Source organism: Tumebacillus lipolyticus, from assembly GCF_042682745.1.
GTDB classification, from domain to species: domain Bacteria; phylum Bacillota; class Bacilli; order Tumebacillales; family Tumebacillaceae; genus Tumebacillus_A; species Tumebacillus_A lipolyticus.
This window is the reverse complement of sequence record NZ_JBHUIO010000005.1, coordinates 1,187,863-1,203,515: the sequence shown is the minus strand read 5'-3', so window position 1 is coordinate 1,203,515 and position 15,653 is coordinate 1,187,863. Positions and strand designations below refer to the sequence as shown.

The window sequence follows — 15,653 nt, the reverse complement described above, 5'->3', positions numbered from 1 at the left end:
AACTGGGGACAATCCTTCCATTGCTTGCTAGCCACTTTCCTGATCTTGTCGATCTCCATTTGCGATAAGGAGCACCACTTGTACAGGTTTACACAAACCTATTGACAGACTCTCACACTACAAGTTGGAGGTATTTTTGAAAACATCTTGAGGATTTTCGGTGTTGGCAACATCCGCAGCTATTCTTCCATCATTGATCGAGATGATCCGCCTGGTATATTGTGCGACCTTGTCGTCATGTGTAACGACGATAATCGTTTTTCTTTCATTTTCATTGATCGAACTTAGCAACTCGAGCAGTTCCCTGCCTGTTTTCTGATCGAGTGCTCCAGTAGGCTCATCAGCGAGAATGATCTCGGCATCACTGACCAACGCTCTGGCGATCGCAACACGTTGCTGCTGACCACCGGAGAGCTGCGTCGGGTGTTTTTTGTACAACTTATTGATACCGAGCTTTTCCAACTGTGTGAAGATCTTCTCCCGCTTCTCTTTCGTCGATAACTTTCTGTTCAGTAACGGAAGTTCCACATTTTCGTACACCGAGTAGTTTTTCAGCAATGCAAAATGTTGAAACACAAAGCTGATCACCTTGTTGCGGATGTGACTCAGTTCTTTGTGATCCACGCCTTTCAGCGAGCGGCCTTTCAGGAGATACTCCCCCACAGATGGTACATCCATGCACCCGAGAATGTTTAACAACGTCGATTTGCCCGATCCCGAAGGCCCCATGATCGAAATAAAGTCACCAACCTCCACCTTCATTTGGATGGATTCAAGCGCAACCGTCCTCGATTCATCTCTTCCGTAGAATTTGGAGACATTGTTCAACTCGATCAAACTCATTAGTCGATTCCTCCTACCATTTCCCTTGGTTGCAGTTTTCGCAAACGCATGATCGGGATGAACGATGCGAGGAGACTGAAAACAAAGGCGATGGCCACCGCCGACAGCATAACCTCGATCGTCACATCATTCATTTCATTGACAACTCCTGCCCATTCTTGTTGGTCATTTTTCTTTTGGAAATAGAGAATGAGGGTTGCGATCAGCGATGACAGGGTTGTCAAAACAAAAATTTCACCCCAGATCAGCAATTGGATATATCGCATGGTCGTACCGACCATGATCCGGATACCAAATTCCCGTTTTCGAGCCACGATCGTCGACAGCATGACTGAGACGAGACCAAAGAGTGTCATCAAGCCTAAAACACTGCTGACCACAACAATAAACGTGATCTCCTTTTGATTATCCTTTTTAAACGCTGCCAACTCATCGGCAACCGTAATGCTCTGGACCGGGAGATTTAACGCTTTTGCCTTGACCGTGATCGCATTTTTTACCGTCTCAAAGTCTTGGGTGTCTTTGAGCTCATAAAACAGTTTGTCAGAGCGGGAGTGAAGCCACATGGCATCTTCCTCTAAATAGGAGAAGGGCGCGACAAACTTATCATCCAACTCGATGAAAGGAAGTCGAATATAATTGCTGTCTGAGAACCATCGGCTGTTATCTGCCAGAAAGCCAACAACCTGATACTTTTGTTGAGTGTTGCTGTCAGTCAGAATTGTGCCGATCTGAAGAATCTCTTTGTATGCAGCCCCGGACAACAACGGAATTGCGACATTCGTTCCGCGTTCGAAGTCAGAAGTGACAAAGCTTCTGCCCTCCGACACCTTCAACTCTATGATCTTAGAAGCTCCGGCTTCCACGTTGAGAAATTCCACAGCTTGGGGAAATCGCTCCTTAAAAGTCCCCGCAGTAATGTTTTTCCTCAACTGTAGGAAGGCTGCATCTGTCTCCAGTTCTTTAAAGGAAGTGTTGGTCAAATCGTACGCGCCGATCGCGTTTACTTCAGGCATGTTACTTATGAAAGTTTGCAAATCAAAGTAGGACTTGGTGTATTGCTTCGAATCGTCATTGCTCTGAATGGTCAAATGAACCATTGTATTCATGTCTTTGTTGAAATGTTTCTCAAATTGGTTCTCCTGAAAATTGGTCGAGTTCATCTGAATGACGGAAGTGATTAGCATATATAACGAGATTGTCAGCTGCAACAGGATCAGCAAGCTGGCGATCTTTTTTTTGAACAGCGATTTAAAGATGATCTTTAGCGCTTGCATACTGGTTCCTCCATACTATTTCTTCAAAGCTTCAATCGGCTGAAGCTTTATGCATTTCAGGGCAGGAATGATGGCTGTTAGAAATGTGCTTAGCGCCACGAAGATCACGGCTACGATGATGTTCTCCAGATAAAATTGCGTCGTATACTCTGCAATCGACCCGACCCCCATGTCGAGCGCCAGATGAATGCCGATTCCTCCAACAGCGCTGATCGAGATCAGCAATAGCATTTCTGCCATGAGAAGTTTCATGATCGTGAAGTTCGTATGACCAAACGCCTTTCGCACCCCAATTTCATATTTTCTTTCGTTCATCCAAAAGGACGTTACATTCACCGAATTGATCAAAGCAAGCACATACACAAGAACGGACAGCACTTGGACAAAATCGGGATTGGCCAACGCCGTGCTCATATAGTCCAACTCTTTTTGAACTTCTTCCGCCTGAATTTGACTGCCGCTGTATGCACGCTTGAGATCGTCCTCCAACAGTGACAACTCTTTCATCGGCAGTTTGCTTTCTTTATGCAGAATCATGCTGATCGCGCGGGAAGATTCGATCGAACCGATTGTCGTTTCTGGCAAGGCGGTTACAGGCATGACGATCGTGTTATCCCAATTTGTCTTTTCGTTCTTTTTCCCAAGAATGCCGATGACTTCGTACTTTCTCCCTGAAACCATGACGACATCTCGGGACCCCTCGCGAATTGAGAGTTTCTGGAGGTTTTTGCCGAGCAGCACTACCGGCTGAGCGCTCATGACTTCTTTCGGGCTGTAATAGCGTCCCTCCATCAGGATATACTTCCAGTTCAAATCCGATTTGAACCATTCGGCTCGTAATGAGACCTTCTCTTTGGAATCTGCATCATCGAGAAACCCTTTCAATCCTGTAAAGATCAATCCTGTATCGTTCTCTAATCGATTCAATGAGTCAAGCCATTTGTCGAATTGGAAGTTCCCTTCTCCAATGGAAAGACTCAAAGCGATCCCATGTGGAGGGACGTTGTTATTTCGAGTTTCAGTCATATTTTTCAGTTGAACAAAGCTGCTGGTGCCAAACGAAATGAGCAGGAAAGAGATCACAAAACCGATCATCAGGAAAATTGTCGGGGCGGGATAAGATATAAATTGACGTCTGATTATCTGCATGGATCTGTGTCGCAAATCGATCACCTTCTCTGTTTCAATGAATGGGAAGACGCTATAAAGAGTGATCATCATCGATCACTCTTTATAGCGTTCTTTGTGTCCTACCAGTCAGACAATTGTCTGGAAACCAGCGTATTAGTACCAGTACCGTCTAGAAGTTTGTGTGTGCTGTTAAAGTCCCATACGGACTCTTCCTCAACATTTGCTTCAGCCCAAGTGTAGCCGGTGTCCGACTTAGATACTGAATCGCCAATCAGATACACGTAGACTTTGTTGATGTTGTTGGTGCTGCTCCATTCGGTTCTTGCCTTTCCGTAATCAAGACCAGTCCAACGGAAATCGCCTGTCAAGGAGCAATTGATAGTTTTTCCGTTGTAGGTCATGGTGTCCGTGTGGGTTTCTGCAAAAGCGGCTGAGCTAGTTCCTACGATTGCGAATGCAAGCGCCATGGATGCGATGGTTTTTTTGCGCATAGATAACCCTCTCCTTAGTTCATTTTCTTGTGTATAAGTAAAATCAACCGACGGTCAATTACATAATACTGGAATATGAAATAGGTTGTCAACCAAATATTTACTGTAATGGAACTCGATTGGTATTGTTAAGCGAGGAAGAAATTGCGGATGTTCTTTTTCACCAATCCCTACTCGAAAAAAGACCACATCCATAACCCAAACAGGCTCCTCCGCCTAGAGACTGAGAAGGAATTCGTTCTGCGGGTGGTATAATAGCCGCTCGGCATTCCTTACAATGTAAGAGAATACGCAAACAGGGCGGGTACAGTCATCGTTCCTTACACAGTTCATCAGAGAGATCGGTTAGATATCATCCCATGCAATCGGTACAAAAGGAGGAGTTATGGTGGAGAGTAAACACAGACAAACAGCGCTAGACAATTGTGAATGGGCTGTTGAAGCTTGTGGACTGATGAAAACTTTTGGCGACAATCGTGCGGTGGATGGCGTGGATTTAAACGTCCGCGCCGGTTCGATCTACGGCGTGCTGGGACCGAACGGAGCGGGCAAGACCACCACGATTCGGATGCTGGCAACATTGCTTCGTCTGGATGCAGGATCGGCGCGCATCTTCGGGTACGATGTGGTGAAAGAGCCGCAGATCGTGCGCCAATTGATCGGGGTGACCGGCCAGTACGCGTCGGTTGACGAGTCGTTGAGCGCTACCGAAAATCTGGTCATCTTCTCGCGTTTGCTGGGGCTGGGGCGTGCGGAGTCACGGCGCAAGGCGGCCGAGTTGCTGGAGGAATTCGGCTTGACCGAAGCGGCAAAACGCCCGTTGAAAAATTTCTCCGGTGGCATGCGCCGCCGACTGGATTTGGCGGCAAGCCTCATCGCACAGCCACCGCTGATCTTTTTGGACGAACCGACGACCGGGTTGGACCCGCGCACCCGTGCGCAGATGTGGGAGACGATCCGCCGATTGGTGAAGACAGGGTCGACCGTACTGCTCACGACGCAGTACCTCGATGAAGCGGATCAACTGGCAGACCGCATCGCAGTGATCGATCGCGGGCGGGTCGTCGCAGAGGGGACGGTGGACGAACTGAAAGCATCGGTCGGCACCTCGTCACTGCATTTGAGAGTCCAGCGCTCACAGGACACCGAAGATGCTCGCCAGATCGTCGAACAGGTGCTGAAGGCCCGCTCTAACGTGTCGGCAGAAGCGGGGAGGATCACTGCGCCGATGGCGGACGCAGACCTGGTCACCGACCTGCTGATCGCTCTTCGTACACGCGGTATCTCGCTGGCCGAGATCAGCGTGCAGAAGCCGACTCTCGATGAAGTATTTCTGACCATCACCGGCCAAGGCGTACAGGAGAGCACGCCATCAGAGTCTGAAACATCGAACCGAGCAGAGGGGGTAAGAGTATGAGCAGCACATCCATGAAGCGGGGGACAGCTCGCCCGCTGAAAAATTATACGAGCTTCGGCCAGTCGGTTCGCAACTCGTTGACGATGGCCTATCGGGGTCTGCTGAAGATCAGGCGCACCCCCGAGCAACTGTTTGACGTGACGTTTCAGCCGATCATCTTCACGCTGATGTTCACCTACATCTTTGGCGGTGCCATCTCCGGAGACGTGCAAAGTTATCTGCCGATCATCATTCCGGGCATCCTCGTGCAGACTGTGATCACCACCTCGATCGTCACCGGCGTCCAACTGCGTGAGGATATGGAAAAGGGCGTATTTGACCGGTTCAAGTCACTGCCGATCGCGCGAATCGCCCCTTTGGCTGGAGCCCTGCTCGCCGACACGATCCGCTATGCGATCGCGACTGTGCTCACCCTAGTCATGGGGTATATCATGGGCTATCGGCCGGAAGGGGGCTTGGCGAATGTGGCCATCGCCGCGCTGCTCGTCATCGTGTGCTCCTGGGCCATCAGCTGGATCTTCGCCTTTTTCGGCGTGATTGCGCGCACCGCTTCAAGCGTACAAGGGATCTCGATGATCGTGCTGTTTCCGCTCACCTTTCTCTCCAACGCGTTCGTACCGGTCGAGACGATGCCCAACTGGCTGCAGTGGTTTGTGAACATCAACCCGATCTCCCATCTCGTGTCTGCCGTCCGAGATCTTGCCAATCACGGCACGATCGGCACGGATGTTGCGATCACCCTGATCGGTGCGGCGGTGATCGTGGCGGTCTTCGCACCGCTCACGGTGCGCGCCTATATGCGCCGGACGTAGACGGGATGCGCTTTTCACAGCTTTCGTAAGGTGGGTCTACAGCAGGTCTCGCTTGAAGCGATCTGTGCTCATATGTTAGAATCAACTTACAGAACTTGCATAAAATAAAAAGTGACCATAGGTGCTGTCAACACCTACGGCCATTTGCACAACTGATACCCCAAAAGGGTGTTGGCTCATGAAAACTGCGGAAGAGACCTCCTTAGCCGTCGAAGCTCAAGGGAGGTCTACTTCTTTTTTAGTAGTTTGAGTATGGCGATGAAAACAGTGAGCAAACCGAAAATGATCGAGGCGACCAAAGCGCCGAACGCAATCATCACAGTGAGCGACTGGAATTCCGTCATACCGATCTCACCCCCTTTCGTCAGGGGATGAGCCGACCACCCTTGAGGAGCCTATACAATTGTGCTGGTTGTATTCTATCATAGGAGAAACAATTGAGGGATGCACAACCTTTAGATTCGATTGAAAAAAATAATACACGAAGCGAAAAGAAAGGATCAGGCCGCTCACGCCTGATCCTTTCTTCTTTTAGCGGAGCGCTTCAAAAGTGATCGGGTACTCTTTGACCGCCGTGAACAAGGGGAATGGCGTTGGCTCGATCTTGGCTCCTTCGACGAGGCGAATGTTGCCGAGGCGTTTCACGATTGTCCCCAGGGCAATCTGAGCCTCAAGTCTGGCCAGCGGCGCTCCGAGGCAGAAGTGGTTGCCAAAGCCGAACGTGATATGTGCGTTCGGTTGACGGGTTGGGTCGAACAGATCAGGATGCTCGAACTTCGCCGCATCGCGGTTTGCCGAAGCTGTCCAAACTTGGATCAGCTGACCTTCCCTGATCACCTGACCGCGAATCTCCACATCTGTGGTCGCGCGGCGGGTCACGCGAGGGACGGAAGGGTAATAGCGCAGGGTCTCTTCCACAAAGCCTGAGATCAGGTTCGGCTCGCTGCGCAGACGGTCCTGAAACTGCGGTTGTTCGCAGAGCACGCGCACCATCGCCGCGATCAGGTTGGTCGTCGTCTCGTGACCTGCGACGAGCAGGGTGGTCAGGAAACCTAAGATTTGCTCTTCGTCGAGCACCTGCTTTTCGGCGTTCGTATACCAGAGCTTCGAGGTCAGGTCGGCTGTAGGCTGTTTTTTGCGCTGGTTCAAGTGGTGGAGGAAGTAGTCATTCAAAGTTTGGCGAGCATGTTCGCGCTTGGACAAGACGCGTTGGTAGGTCACCTCCGAATCATCTTCAACCCCGGTGACCAGCGTGTCGGAGAGCTCCTTGAAGTACAGTCGGTCGGTGACCGGGACACCGAGCAGCTCGGCGATCACCATGACCGGCAGCGGAGCGGAAACATCAAAGACGGTGTTGATTCGGTCATGATCGATCACCTGATCCAGCAACAAGTCGAGAATCTCCTGAATGCGCGGCGCGAGGTCGGCCACCGCCTTCGGGGTGAACACACCGTTGACCAGCTCGCGGAACTCTTGATGACGTGGCGGATCGACGCTGATGATGTTCTCCACATTTCGGTTGTCCCGCTTGAAGTTGGAGGAGAACGTCTTGGGGTCTTTTAAGATGCGGATGCAATCCTCGTAGAGGAACACATCCCACATTCCGGTCGATTCCTCGTAGCGCAAAGGAGTGTTTTCACGAAGTTCTTTCAAGATGGGGAAAGGATTGGCCCGCTTCTCCTCGGTGTTGAACTCCTCGATCGGTGGGACGTAGATAGCCCCACGAGTTTGCAGCATTTGTTTGTTTTCCATAAGTATCCTCCTTTGTTATAAAAATTGGTATATTATTAATTGTTATTATATGTTTTATGTTTTGAACTACAACCAACAAATTTCCAAAAACTGTCGGATATCAGACGCTTTGTGGGGATCTGTTCCATAATGACGGAATAAACGACACAATCAATATGTCTCGTGAGGAGGATGACCTTCATGGAAGCAAAACTCGATGCCCGCATCAAACGATCCCGCCAGCTTTTGCGCGAAGCATTGGTTTCTTTGATCGCGGAAAAAGGCTACGAGCGCCTCACAGTTCGCGATATTACCGAGCGGGCGACTGTCAACCGCTCGACGTTCTACAAGCATTACCGGGACAAGGAGGATTTATTGCGGCAGACAGGAAGAGAAGTCTTTGAACAGTTGGTGGGCTGTTTCGAAGGGCATGAGCAAACTTTTCAGGAAGAGGACTCGCGGCAGACGCTGGTGCGGATGTTCGAACATTTTGCCCAGCACTGCGATTTCTACCGGGTGATGCTCAGTGAGCAGGGTTTCCCACACTTTCAGTTCTATTTGGAAAAAGTCATGCGAAGCGCGCTTTCAAAATTTAAAGACATTCTGCTCCCACAGGGGGAAAGGGAGGTGCCGTTCGATTTTTTTCTGCATTATGTTTCGGCAGCCTATACGGGCATGGTGGCGTGGTGGTTGCGAAATGACATGAAATATTCGACCAAGTACATGGCGACGCAACTGATGAGTTTAATGCGCTCGACAGCTCAGGCATTGCGCTGAGCGAACAGGTAGTCTCGCAAGAAGAGAGAGCGGCTGAGGCGTGTCACAAGTTCGGACAAAGGTGGAAGGAAAGCTGTGTTGACCGCCGGTGGCGACTGCCGCGTTTACAACTTGATAATATCGCCGTGCTAAGCTGATGAAGAGGTGATCCTGGTGGCAACGATCCTAATTGTCGAGGATGAACGCTCGATCAATGAGCTGATCAAACGCAATCTACAGTCGGTTGGACATACATGCATTGCTGTATTGGATGGCGGTGCGGCCATTCAGCAATTGGCAGAGCAGGACGTGGATCTCGTCTTGCTGGACGTCATGCTTCCAGAGATGGACGGGTATGAGGTTTTTCGGCAGATTCGCGGGACGCCTACCATTTTCCTGACAGCTCGCAGCAGCCTCTCCGACAAGGTGAAGGGCTTGACCATCGGCGCAGACGATTACTTGGTCAAACCGTTTGAGATGTTGGAGCTGTTGGCACGGGTGGATGCGGTGTTGCGACGCACCAAGAAGGAATGCAAGGAATTTGAGCTGGACGGGGTAAAAATCGAGTTTGCGAGCAGGCAGGTATTTTTGCATGCCGAACCGGTCGAATGCACGCCCAAAGAGTTCGATCTGCTTGAGGTGTTGGTGAAAAATCGCAACATCGCCCTCTCGCGGGACAAGCTGATCGAACTCGTCTGGGGGTACGACTATGCAGGGGATACGCGAACGGTAGATGTTCATATTCAGAAACTGCGCAAGAAGCTGGATCTGGAAGCGCGAATCAAAACGGTCTACAAGCTGGGATATCGTCTGGAAGTGTAGAAAAGTTTTACAACTCGCTAATCACTTGGTGACGATTCGATCATTTGGCCATTTTATACTGCGTATGTGATCACAAACAAACTACGAAGGAGAGAGAGTCAAATGAAAGCAAACGGATCGGCAAGAAAAAGCGTGAAACGAACGATGTTGGCGGGCGCATTGGTCATCGGAGCCAGCACATTGGTGTTTCAAGGATTCATTCAGGCGGCGACGGCGACAGAACTTCACAAGACAAGCTCCGTTCCGACCCACTATGCCACCCAAGCGGTCGGTTCATCGCACGCAGCACCAAACGGCCTGCCAGCCGGCTACCAACCAGCGAATTATACGGTGGGAGACATCGATCTGGAATATTACCAGAACCAGACGCCGACCAGCGCGGACATGGCCAAGGAGGAGGCGGCGGAAATCGGCGCACAGGCCCTGTGGGCAGTCTTTGGGCTGAACTTAGAAGGTCAGGTGATCGAGATGGGCTACCAACCGGCCACCGAAAACCTTCCCCGCTCCAACTGGTACGCTGATGTGCTGATCGACGGCAAGCGCAGCTATAGTTTCTCGGTCGACTCGGTCACGGGGGAGCTGTTCACCATCGGTCACGACAGAGCGCTGGAGACGGAGGTTTCGGTAGCGTTTGACCCGGCGCTCGATCAAAATCCGCAAGAGTATGTCGATCTGGCAAGAGAGCTGGCGGAGAAGTACAACGTGGTTCACAGCGCGGTGACATCGGTCGAATACAACGGTCAGGGCTACAGCAACAACGATCCGACGATTTCGCTCGACATCAAGGGCGAAAATGGGGAGATCGCCCTGATGTCTTTCTCCCGCTTTGACAAGGCGCTGCTCGGGATCAGTTATAATGCGGAGTATAAGGCAGCGCTGGAAGCGAGCGAACGCTTCCACAACCAGGTGCAGGAAAAGGCAAAGGAGCTTGCCAAATCTGCACCACCAGCTGGTGAAAACGGAGCCTTCCTGCTCAAAGTTATGGAGTAAGTGCTCTGCTCGAAATGACAAAGTGAACTTCAAGCTTGCATGCCGCCGCAATCTTGGCGGCTTTTCCTTCATTCAGATCAAGTGAAAGGGGGCGATCCCTGTGGCGCAGGCAATCGAGGAGCAGATGAAACAAAATGTCCGGTCGGCATGCTGCTTGCAGGTAGGTCGATGAAATACCGGACCTTTTTCACCACGCTCGTGCTTTTTCTGGTCACCTTCAATCTGGGGATCTTGCTGATCTCTTTCACCACGTTTAAAGATACTGTGGATCGTGCAAAAGAAAAGAGTTTGGGCGAACATTATTTGATCACATCTGCGCTTCTGAAAGATTTTCATGCGGTGGAGAGCAGAGGCGTCGGTGTTGACGGCTCTTTCGACTCGCTGCTCCAGTCGTATAGCTTCCTGTCCGGGGATAAAAAGGTGAATCTGGCGCTTTACAAAGGCGATCAGCTCGTCTATTCCAATCGGCTGGAGACTGCGGTCGAGCAGCAGTTTATAGAACCGCCGAAAGATGGCAATCGGCTGGTTGCGATGCGAGAGACGGATGACCGCACCTATGTGATCGTGTCGGGAAAGCTGCCGGCGCCCTACAACGTTTACACGATGGTCTATCGCTATGATACGACAGAGGCGATCACCGCATGGGAGCGGATGAAAAACATGCTGTTTTTGGCGGGTTTGCTGCTGTCTGGGCTGCTCGCTTGCGGACTGCTCCTGTTGCTGCATCGAATCTTCAAACCTCTCGCGCAGATCTCTCAAATTTCCCGCAAAATCGCGGCCGGTGCATACGAAACAAGGCTGCCCGTATCAGGGAAAGATGAGCTTTCGGAAATGGCACAGAGCTTCAATCATATGGCGGAGGAAATTCAGAGCCAGATGCAGCAGTTGGCTACAGCGGCGGAACAGAAGCAGCAGTTTGTCGACAATCTGGCGCATGAGCTGAGAACTCCGCTGACCGCCATCTATGGATATGCGGAATACATACAGAAGGTCGTTCGCACCGAAGAGGACAAGCTGTTTGCGACCAACTCGATCATGGAGGAGAGCCGCAGACTGCAAAATATCGCCTATCGCTTGCTGGATTTGGCAACCATTCGCGGCAACAAGATCGAGCGGCGCGAAGTTCGTCTGCTCGACTTGGTGCGCGGGGTCGAGCAATCGCTGTCGATGCGGGCGGCGGAGCAAAACATCAAGATCACCTATGAACTGCGCTTTGACACGTTAGCGTGCGATGCTGACCTGATGCACATCCTGCTCGTCAATCTGATCGAGAACGCGATGAAAGCGTGCGGCTCGGGTGGGGTGGTCCGGCTGGTCGCAGATCGCGTTGATGAGCAGAAGGTGATCTCCGTCGAAGATGACGGGAAGGGAATGACGCAGGTGCACCTCGCTCATATCACAGAGGCGTTTTATCGAGTCGACCCTTCTCGCAGTCGCGCAGGAGGTGGCGCAGGTCTCGGTCTGACGCTTTGTCAGCAGATTGCGGTGACTCATGAGGCGGAGCTGAGCTTTTCGTCTGAGCTGGGGCGTGGGACAACGGTGAAGCTGACGTTTGCAGGTTCCGCGTAAGTTCTTGTTGGTTTGAAGAATAGGAGTCGCCGATTGGATGAGCAGAGTACGGCGAAGGGAAAGAGGGCATCTGAGTGAATCGCTTTGTAGGAGAGCGTCGCATATCGCGGCGCTCTTTTTTATGCGCTGAGCCAGGGAGGGCTCTAGGTTTTCAGTCATCAGGTCTTCAACAGTGTTGAGCAATGTTTGACGATCGACCTAGGACATTGGAACGGTGTACTTTGCGAGAATTATGAGAGAAGCGTTTGCTAGAATGTAGGGGTTACATCTATGTGAAATTTGGTAAAAGGAGGATTGAAATGATCACTAACAGGCAAATGAAGAATTTTATCGGGAAATTGCGTGTTTGGGGGATGGCGATCATGATCGTCTCGCTTGCCGCCTTCCCATTTCCCGTGCAAGCGGCAGATCAATGGAGTCAATATGCGAAGGTCGAGAAGAGCGGCAACATTTATCTCGGCGCGTTCTCCAGTCCGAAGAGCGTTGCGATCGACAGCAAAGGCAACGTATATGTGGCCGATACGAGCAACCATCGCATTCAAAAGCTGACCGTATCGACAGGAGAATGGAGCCAGTGGCAAGCGAGCGATGGCGGGTTCGGAAGCGAGCTGGGGGAGTTTTCTAGCCCGCAAGGCTTGGCGATCGACAAACACGATAATTTATATGTGGCGGATAGCAGCAACCATCGCATTCAAAAGTTTGATCCACAGGCAAACGAGTGGAGCGAGATCGGCGATGGGGAAGGTACGGCGCTCGGGCAGTTTAAAGACCCGAAAGGCGTGGCGGTCGATGGAGTGGGAAATGTCTATGTGGCCGACTCGCGAAACGATCGGATTCAGAAGCTGGACGTGTCTGCAGGAGGAGCGGGCGTCTGGAGCGAGTGGAAGCGGAACAGCGGCGGCGCAGGCAGCGCTTTGGGCGAGTTTAACCGCCCTGCGCGCGTTTCGGTCGACAGCAGCGGGAACGTATACGTAGCCGATACGGGCAATCATCGCATCCAGAAGCTAGATGTTTCCGCAGGTGGAACGGGCGTCTGGAGCGAGTGGACAGATGCTGGAAGCGCGTTGGGAGTATTTTCATCGCCAACCGACGTTGTGGTGGACAGCAGGGGGAACGCATACGCAGCCGACTCAAGAAACCATCGGATCTTGAAGCTTGATGCCTCCACAAGCGAATGGAGCGAATGGAAAAAGAGCGGCGGTGGCGCCGGCGGTGGTCTGGGCGAATTCTACAGCCCCGGCGGTTTGGCGCTCGACAGCGGCGGCAACCTCTACGTGGCGGATACGTTGAACGACCGTATTCAAAAGCTCACGGTAGCCACAGGGAAGTGGAGCGAGTGGATCTATCAAGGGCCGGTTCCAGGGACGGAGTTAGGAGAGTTTTCCTATCCGAGCGCCGTGGCGGTCGATCGCAGTCAGAACGTGTACGTTGCTGATTTTGATAACAATCGCCTGCAGAAGCTGGATGCATCCACCGATGTTTGGGAAGAGATCGGCGATGGGCAGGGAAGCGGTCTCGGTCAGTTTGATGGTCCGACAGACGTTGCGCTCGACAGCGACGGGAATCTGTACGTGGCAGACATGCACAACCACCGGATTCAAAAGCTGGACGTCTCTGCCGGCATATGGAGTGAATGGAAGAAGAACGGCGGCGGTCAGGGAAGCGGCTTGGGGGAGTTTGCCTATCCGAGTGGCGTGGCGGTCGATGGGAGCGGCAATCTGTATGTGGCAGATAACAACCATCGCATTCAGAGGCTGGACGCAGCGAACAACAGTTGGAGCGAATGGAAGAAGCCGGGCGGAGGATCGGGGAGCGGCCTCGGAGAATTCAAGAATCCGTACAGTGTGGAAGTGGACAGCAAGGGAAATGTATACGTGGCGGACAGCGGCAACCACAGAATTCAAATGCTGGATGCGAAAATGGGATTCTGGTGGGAGTGGAAGAAAACCGGCGGTGGTCGAGGCAACAACCTGGGCGAGTTTGACGATCCGAACAGCGTAGCGATCGACAGCGATGGGAACATCTACGTGGCCGATACGGGCAACCATCGAATCCAGAAGCTGACCGTTTCCACAGGGGTGTGGAGTGAGTGGAAGCGGAGCGGCGGCGGCCCGGGCGGTAGCTTAGGCGAGTTTAACAGCCCGCTCAGCGTGGCGGTCGACAGCAACGGGATTGTCTATGTGGCCGAGTTTGAAAATCACCGAATTCAAAAGCTGCAGAGCGATCTGACAGTTCCGCCGGGGCAGCCAACCGATGTGAAAGCGATCGGGAGCGATGGTCGGGCAAAAGTCAGCTTTCAGGCTCCACAAAGCGATGGCGGCAGCGCGATCACAGGCTACACGGTGACAGCATGGCTGAACGGTCAAGCGACGGCGATCACAGCGACCGGCAAGAGCAGCCCGATCACCATCGATGGCTTGACGAACGGCACCGCGTATACGTTTAAAGTGCAGGCGACGAACAGGGCGGGCAACAGCGTCGCTTCGGCAGCTTCGAATGCGGTGATCCCGAGCGCGAGCAACGGGGGGAGCCCATCGACACCAGAAGCTGCGGTCGTTCTGGTCAACGGGAAATTGGAGTATGCCGGCACCCTCAAGGTGACCAGCGTAAACTCGCAGCAGGTAGCGACGATCACGCTCGACCCGACCAAGCTGGCCGAAAAGCTGGCGAAGGAAGGTCAGCATGCTGTGGTGACGATCCCGGTGAACACCCGCTCCGATGTGGTGATCGGAGAGCTGGACGGACAGATGGTCAGCCAGATGGAATCGCAGCAAGCAGTATTGGAAGTAAAGACGGAAAGGGCGACCTATCGTCTGCCGGCAGAACTGATCGACATCAGATCGATCGTCGCTCAGATCGGCAGTTCGGTAGCCCTGAACGAGATTCGAGTGCAGGTCGAAATCGCTCTGCCGAAAGCGCCAGCGCCAGGGGGGCTACCCGAATCGGAGGCAAGCGAGATCTCGATGGTCATCCCGCCGCTCGACTTCAAGGTAAGGGCTCTGCATCAGGATACTGCGATTGAAGTGACCGCGTTCAAAGCATATGTGGAACGCACGATCGCTCTCCCGGACGGGGTCGATCCGAACAAGATCACGACGGGGGTCGTACTGGAGCCGGATGGAACGCTGCGCCATGTGCCGACGAAGGTCGTGCAGCGAGACGGCAAGTACGTTGCCCAAGTGAACAGCTTGACGAACAGCATCTATGCGCTGATCTGGCATCCGCTGGAGTTTCAGGATGTAGCGCAGCACTGGGCAAAACGATCGGTCAACGAGATGGGCTCGCGCATGGTCATCTCCGGCGTTGGCAACAGTTCCTTCCGGCCGGATCAAGCGATTACGCGGGCGGAGTTTGCGGCGATCCTCGTCCGTGGATTGGGGCTGCCACAGCAGGCGGGAGCAGTGTCATTCCCCGATGTTGCTGAGAAGGATTGGTTTGCCGGTGCGATTGGGACGGCAGCCAAGTACGACCTGATCAGCGGATTTGAGGACGGTGCGTTCCGGCCGAATGATCAGCTTACGCGCGAACAAGCGATGACCATCTTGAGCAGAGCGATGGCTCTAACTGAGCTGAAAACGAAGAGCGCTCCAGATGGGGGACGATCGGTAGACGCCTTCACCGATGCGGGTGAGATTTCAGGCTGGGCGAAGCGCGCGATCTCCGATTGCTTACAGTACGGTCTCATCTCTGGACGAGGCGGTGCTGAGTTGGCGCCGAAGGCGACGATCACAAGAGCAGAAGTGGCGGTGATCGTTCAAAAGCTGCTCCAGCAGTCCGATCTGATCTAAGACACACAGCGATGCATCGAAAAACC

12 protein-coding genes are annotated in these 15,653 nt (G+C 52.6%); 7 read left to right on the top strand and 5 right to left on the bottom strand.

Annotation, left to right across the window (positions count from 1 at the left end):
* Nucleotides 1-117 precede the first annotated feature (117 nt).
* The 4 genes from ACFSOY_RS10795 to ACFSOY_RS10780 are packed head-to-tail and all read right to left on the bottom strand — an operon-like array spanning nucleotide 118 to nucleotide 3,742.
* Complete coding sequence (locus ACFSOY_RS10795; protein ID WP_386046475.1) at nucleotides 118-843, bottom strand: ABC transporter ATP-binding protein; 726 nt, start codon at nucleotides 841-843, stop codon at nucleotides 118-120.
* On the bottom strand, nucleotides 843-2,120 hold the full coding sequence (locus ACFSOY_RS10790; RefSeq protein ID WP_386046473.1) for an ABC transporter permease: 1,278 nt from the start codon (nucleotides 2,118-2,120) through the stop codon (nucleotides 843-845). Before ACFSOY_RS10790 ends, ACFSOY_RS10795 begins: the two co-directional genes overlap by 1 nt.
* Before the next feature lie 15 nt (nucleotides 2,121-2,135).
* Nucleotides 2,136-3,338, bottom strand: a complete 1,203-nt coding sequence (locus ACFSOY_RS10785; protein ID WP_386046472.1) for an ABC transporter permease — start codon at nucleotides 3,336-3,338, stop codon at nucleotides 2,136-2,138.
* 32 nt (nucleotides 3,339-3,370) lie between these two features.
* Nucleotides 3,371-3,742, bottom strand: coding sequence for a hypothetical protein (locus ACFSOY_RS10780; protein WP_386046470.1), 372 nt, complete (start codon nucleotides 3,740-3,742; stop codon nucleotides 3,371-3,373).
* Nucleotides 3,743-4,196: 454 nt separating this feature from the next.
* Here ACFSOY_RS10780 and ACFSOY_RS10775 point away from each other — a divergent pair, with 454 nt between their 5' ends.
* Both ACFSOY_RS10775 and ACFSOY_RS10770 read left to right on the top strand, forming a co-directional pair.
* Nucleotides 4,197-5,159, top strand: coding sequence for an ATP-binding cassette domain-containing protein (locus ACFSOY_RS10775; protein ID WP_386046819.1), 963 nt, complete (start codon nucleotides 4,197-4,199; stop codon nucleotides 5,157-5,159).
* Nucleotides 5,156-5,971, top strand: coding sequence for an ABC transporter permease (locus ACFSOY_RS10770; RefSeq protein WP_386046468.1), 816 nt, complete (start codon nucleotides 5,156-5,158; stop codon nucleotides 5,969-5,971). The genes ACFSOY_RS10775 and ACFSOY_RS10770 overlap by 4 nt, the downstream gene beginning before the upstream one ends.
* Before the next feature lie 531 nt (nucleotides 5,972-6,502).
* Here the strand turns inward: ACFSOY_RS10770 and ACFSOY_RS10765 are convergent.
* Nucleotides 6,503-7,723 (bottom strand): cytochrome P450, encoded by a 1,221-nt coding sequence (locus ACFSOY_RS10765; RefSeq protein WP_386046466.1) that lies wholly within the window; start codon nucleotides 7,721-7,723, stop codon nucleotides 6,503-6,505.
* Nucleotides 7,724-7,903: 180 nt separating this feature from the next.
* Between ACFSOY_RS10765 and ACFSOY_RS10760 the strand changes: the two genes are divergently transcribed.
* The 5 genes from ACFSOY_RS10760 (at nucleotide 7,904) to ACFSOY_RS10740 (ending at nucleotide 15,627) form a co-directional block, all read left to right on the top strand.
* Nucleotides 7,904-8,479, top strand: a complete 576-nt coding sequence (locus ACFSOY_RS10760) for a TetR/AcrR family transcriptional regulator (RefSeq protein ID WP_386046464.1) — start codon at nucleotides 7,904-7,906, stop codon at nucleotides 8,477-8,479.
* Nucleotides 8,480-8,632: 153 nt separating this feature from the next.
* Nucleotides 8,633-9,280 (top strand): response regulator transcription factor, encoded by a 648-nt coding sequence (locus tag ACFSOY_RS10755; RefSeq protein ID WP_386046462.1) that lies wholly within the window; start codon nucleotides 8,633-8,635, stop codon nucleotides 9,278-9,280.
* A gap of 102 nt (nucleotides 9,281-9,382) precedes the next feature.
* The gene (locus ACFSOY_RS10750) at nucleotides 9,383-10,270 is read left to right on the top strand and encodes a hypothetical protein (protein WP_386046460.1); all 888 of its coding nucleotides are present in this window, start codon (nucleotides 9,383-9,385) and stop codon (nucleotides 10,268-10,270) included.
* Nucleotides 10,271-10,438: 168 nt separating this feature from the next.
* On the top strand, nucleotides 10,439-11,839 hold the full coding sequence (locus ACFSOY_RS10745) for a HAMP domain-containing sensor histidine kinase (protein ID WP_386046458.1): 1,401 nt from the start codon (nucleotides 10,439-10,441) through the stop codon (nucleotides 11,837-11,839).
* A 299-nt stretch (nucleotides 11,840-12,138) separates the two neighbouring features.
* Nucleotides 12,139-15,627 (top strand): S-layer homology domain-containing protein, encoded by a 3,489-nt coding sequence (locus ACFSOY_RS10740; RefSeq protein ID WP_386046457.1) that lies wholly within the window; start codon nucleotides 12,139-12,141, stop codon nucleotides 15,625-15,627.
* Nucleotides 15,628-15,653: the final 26 nt, after the last annotated feature.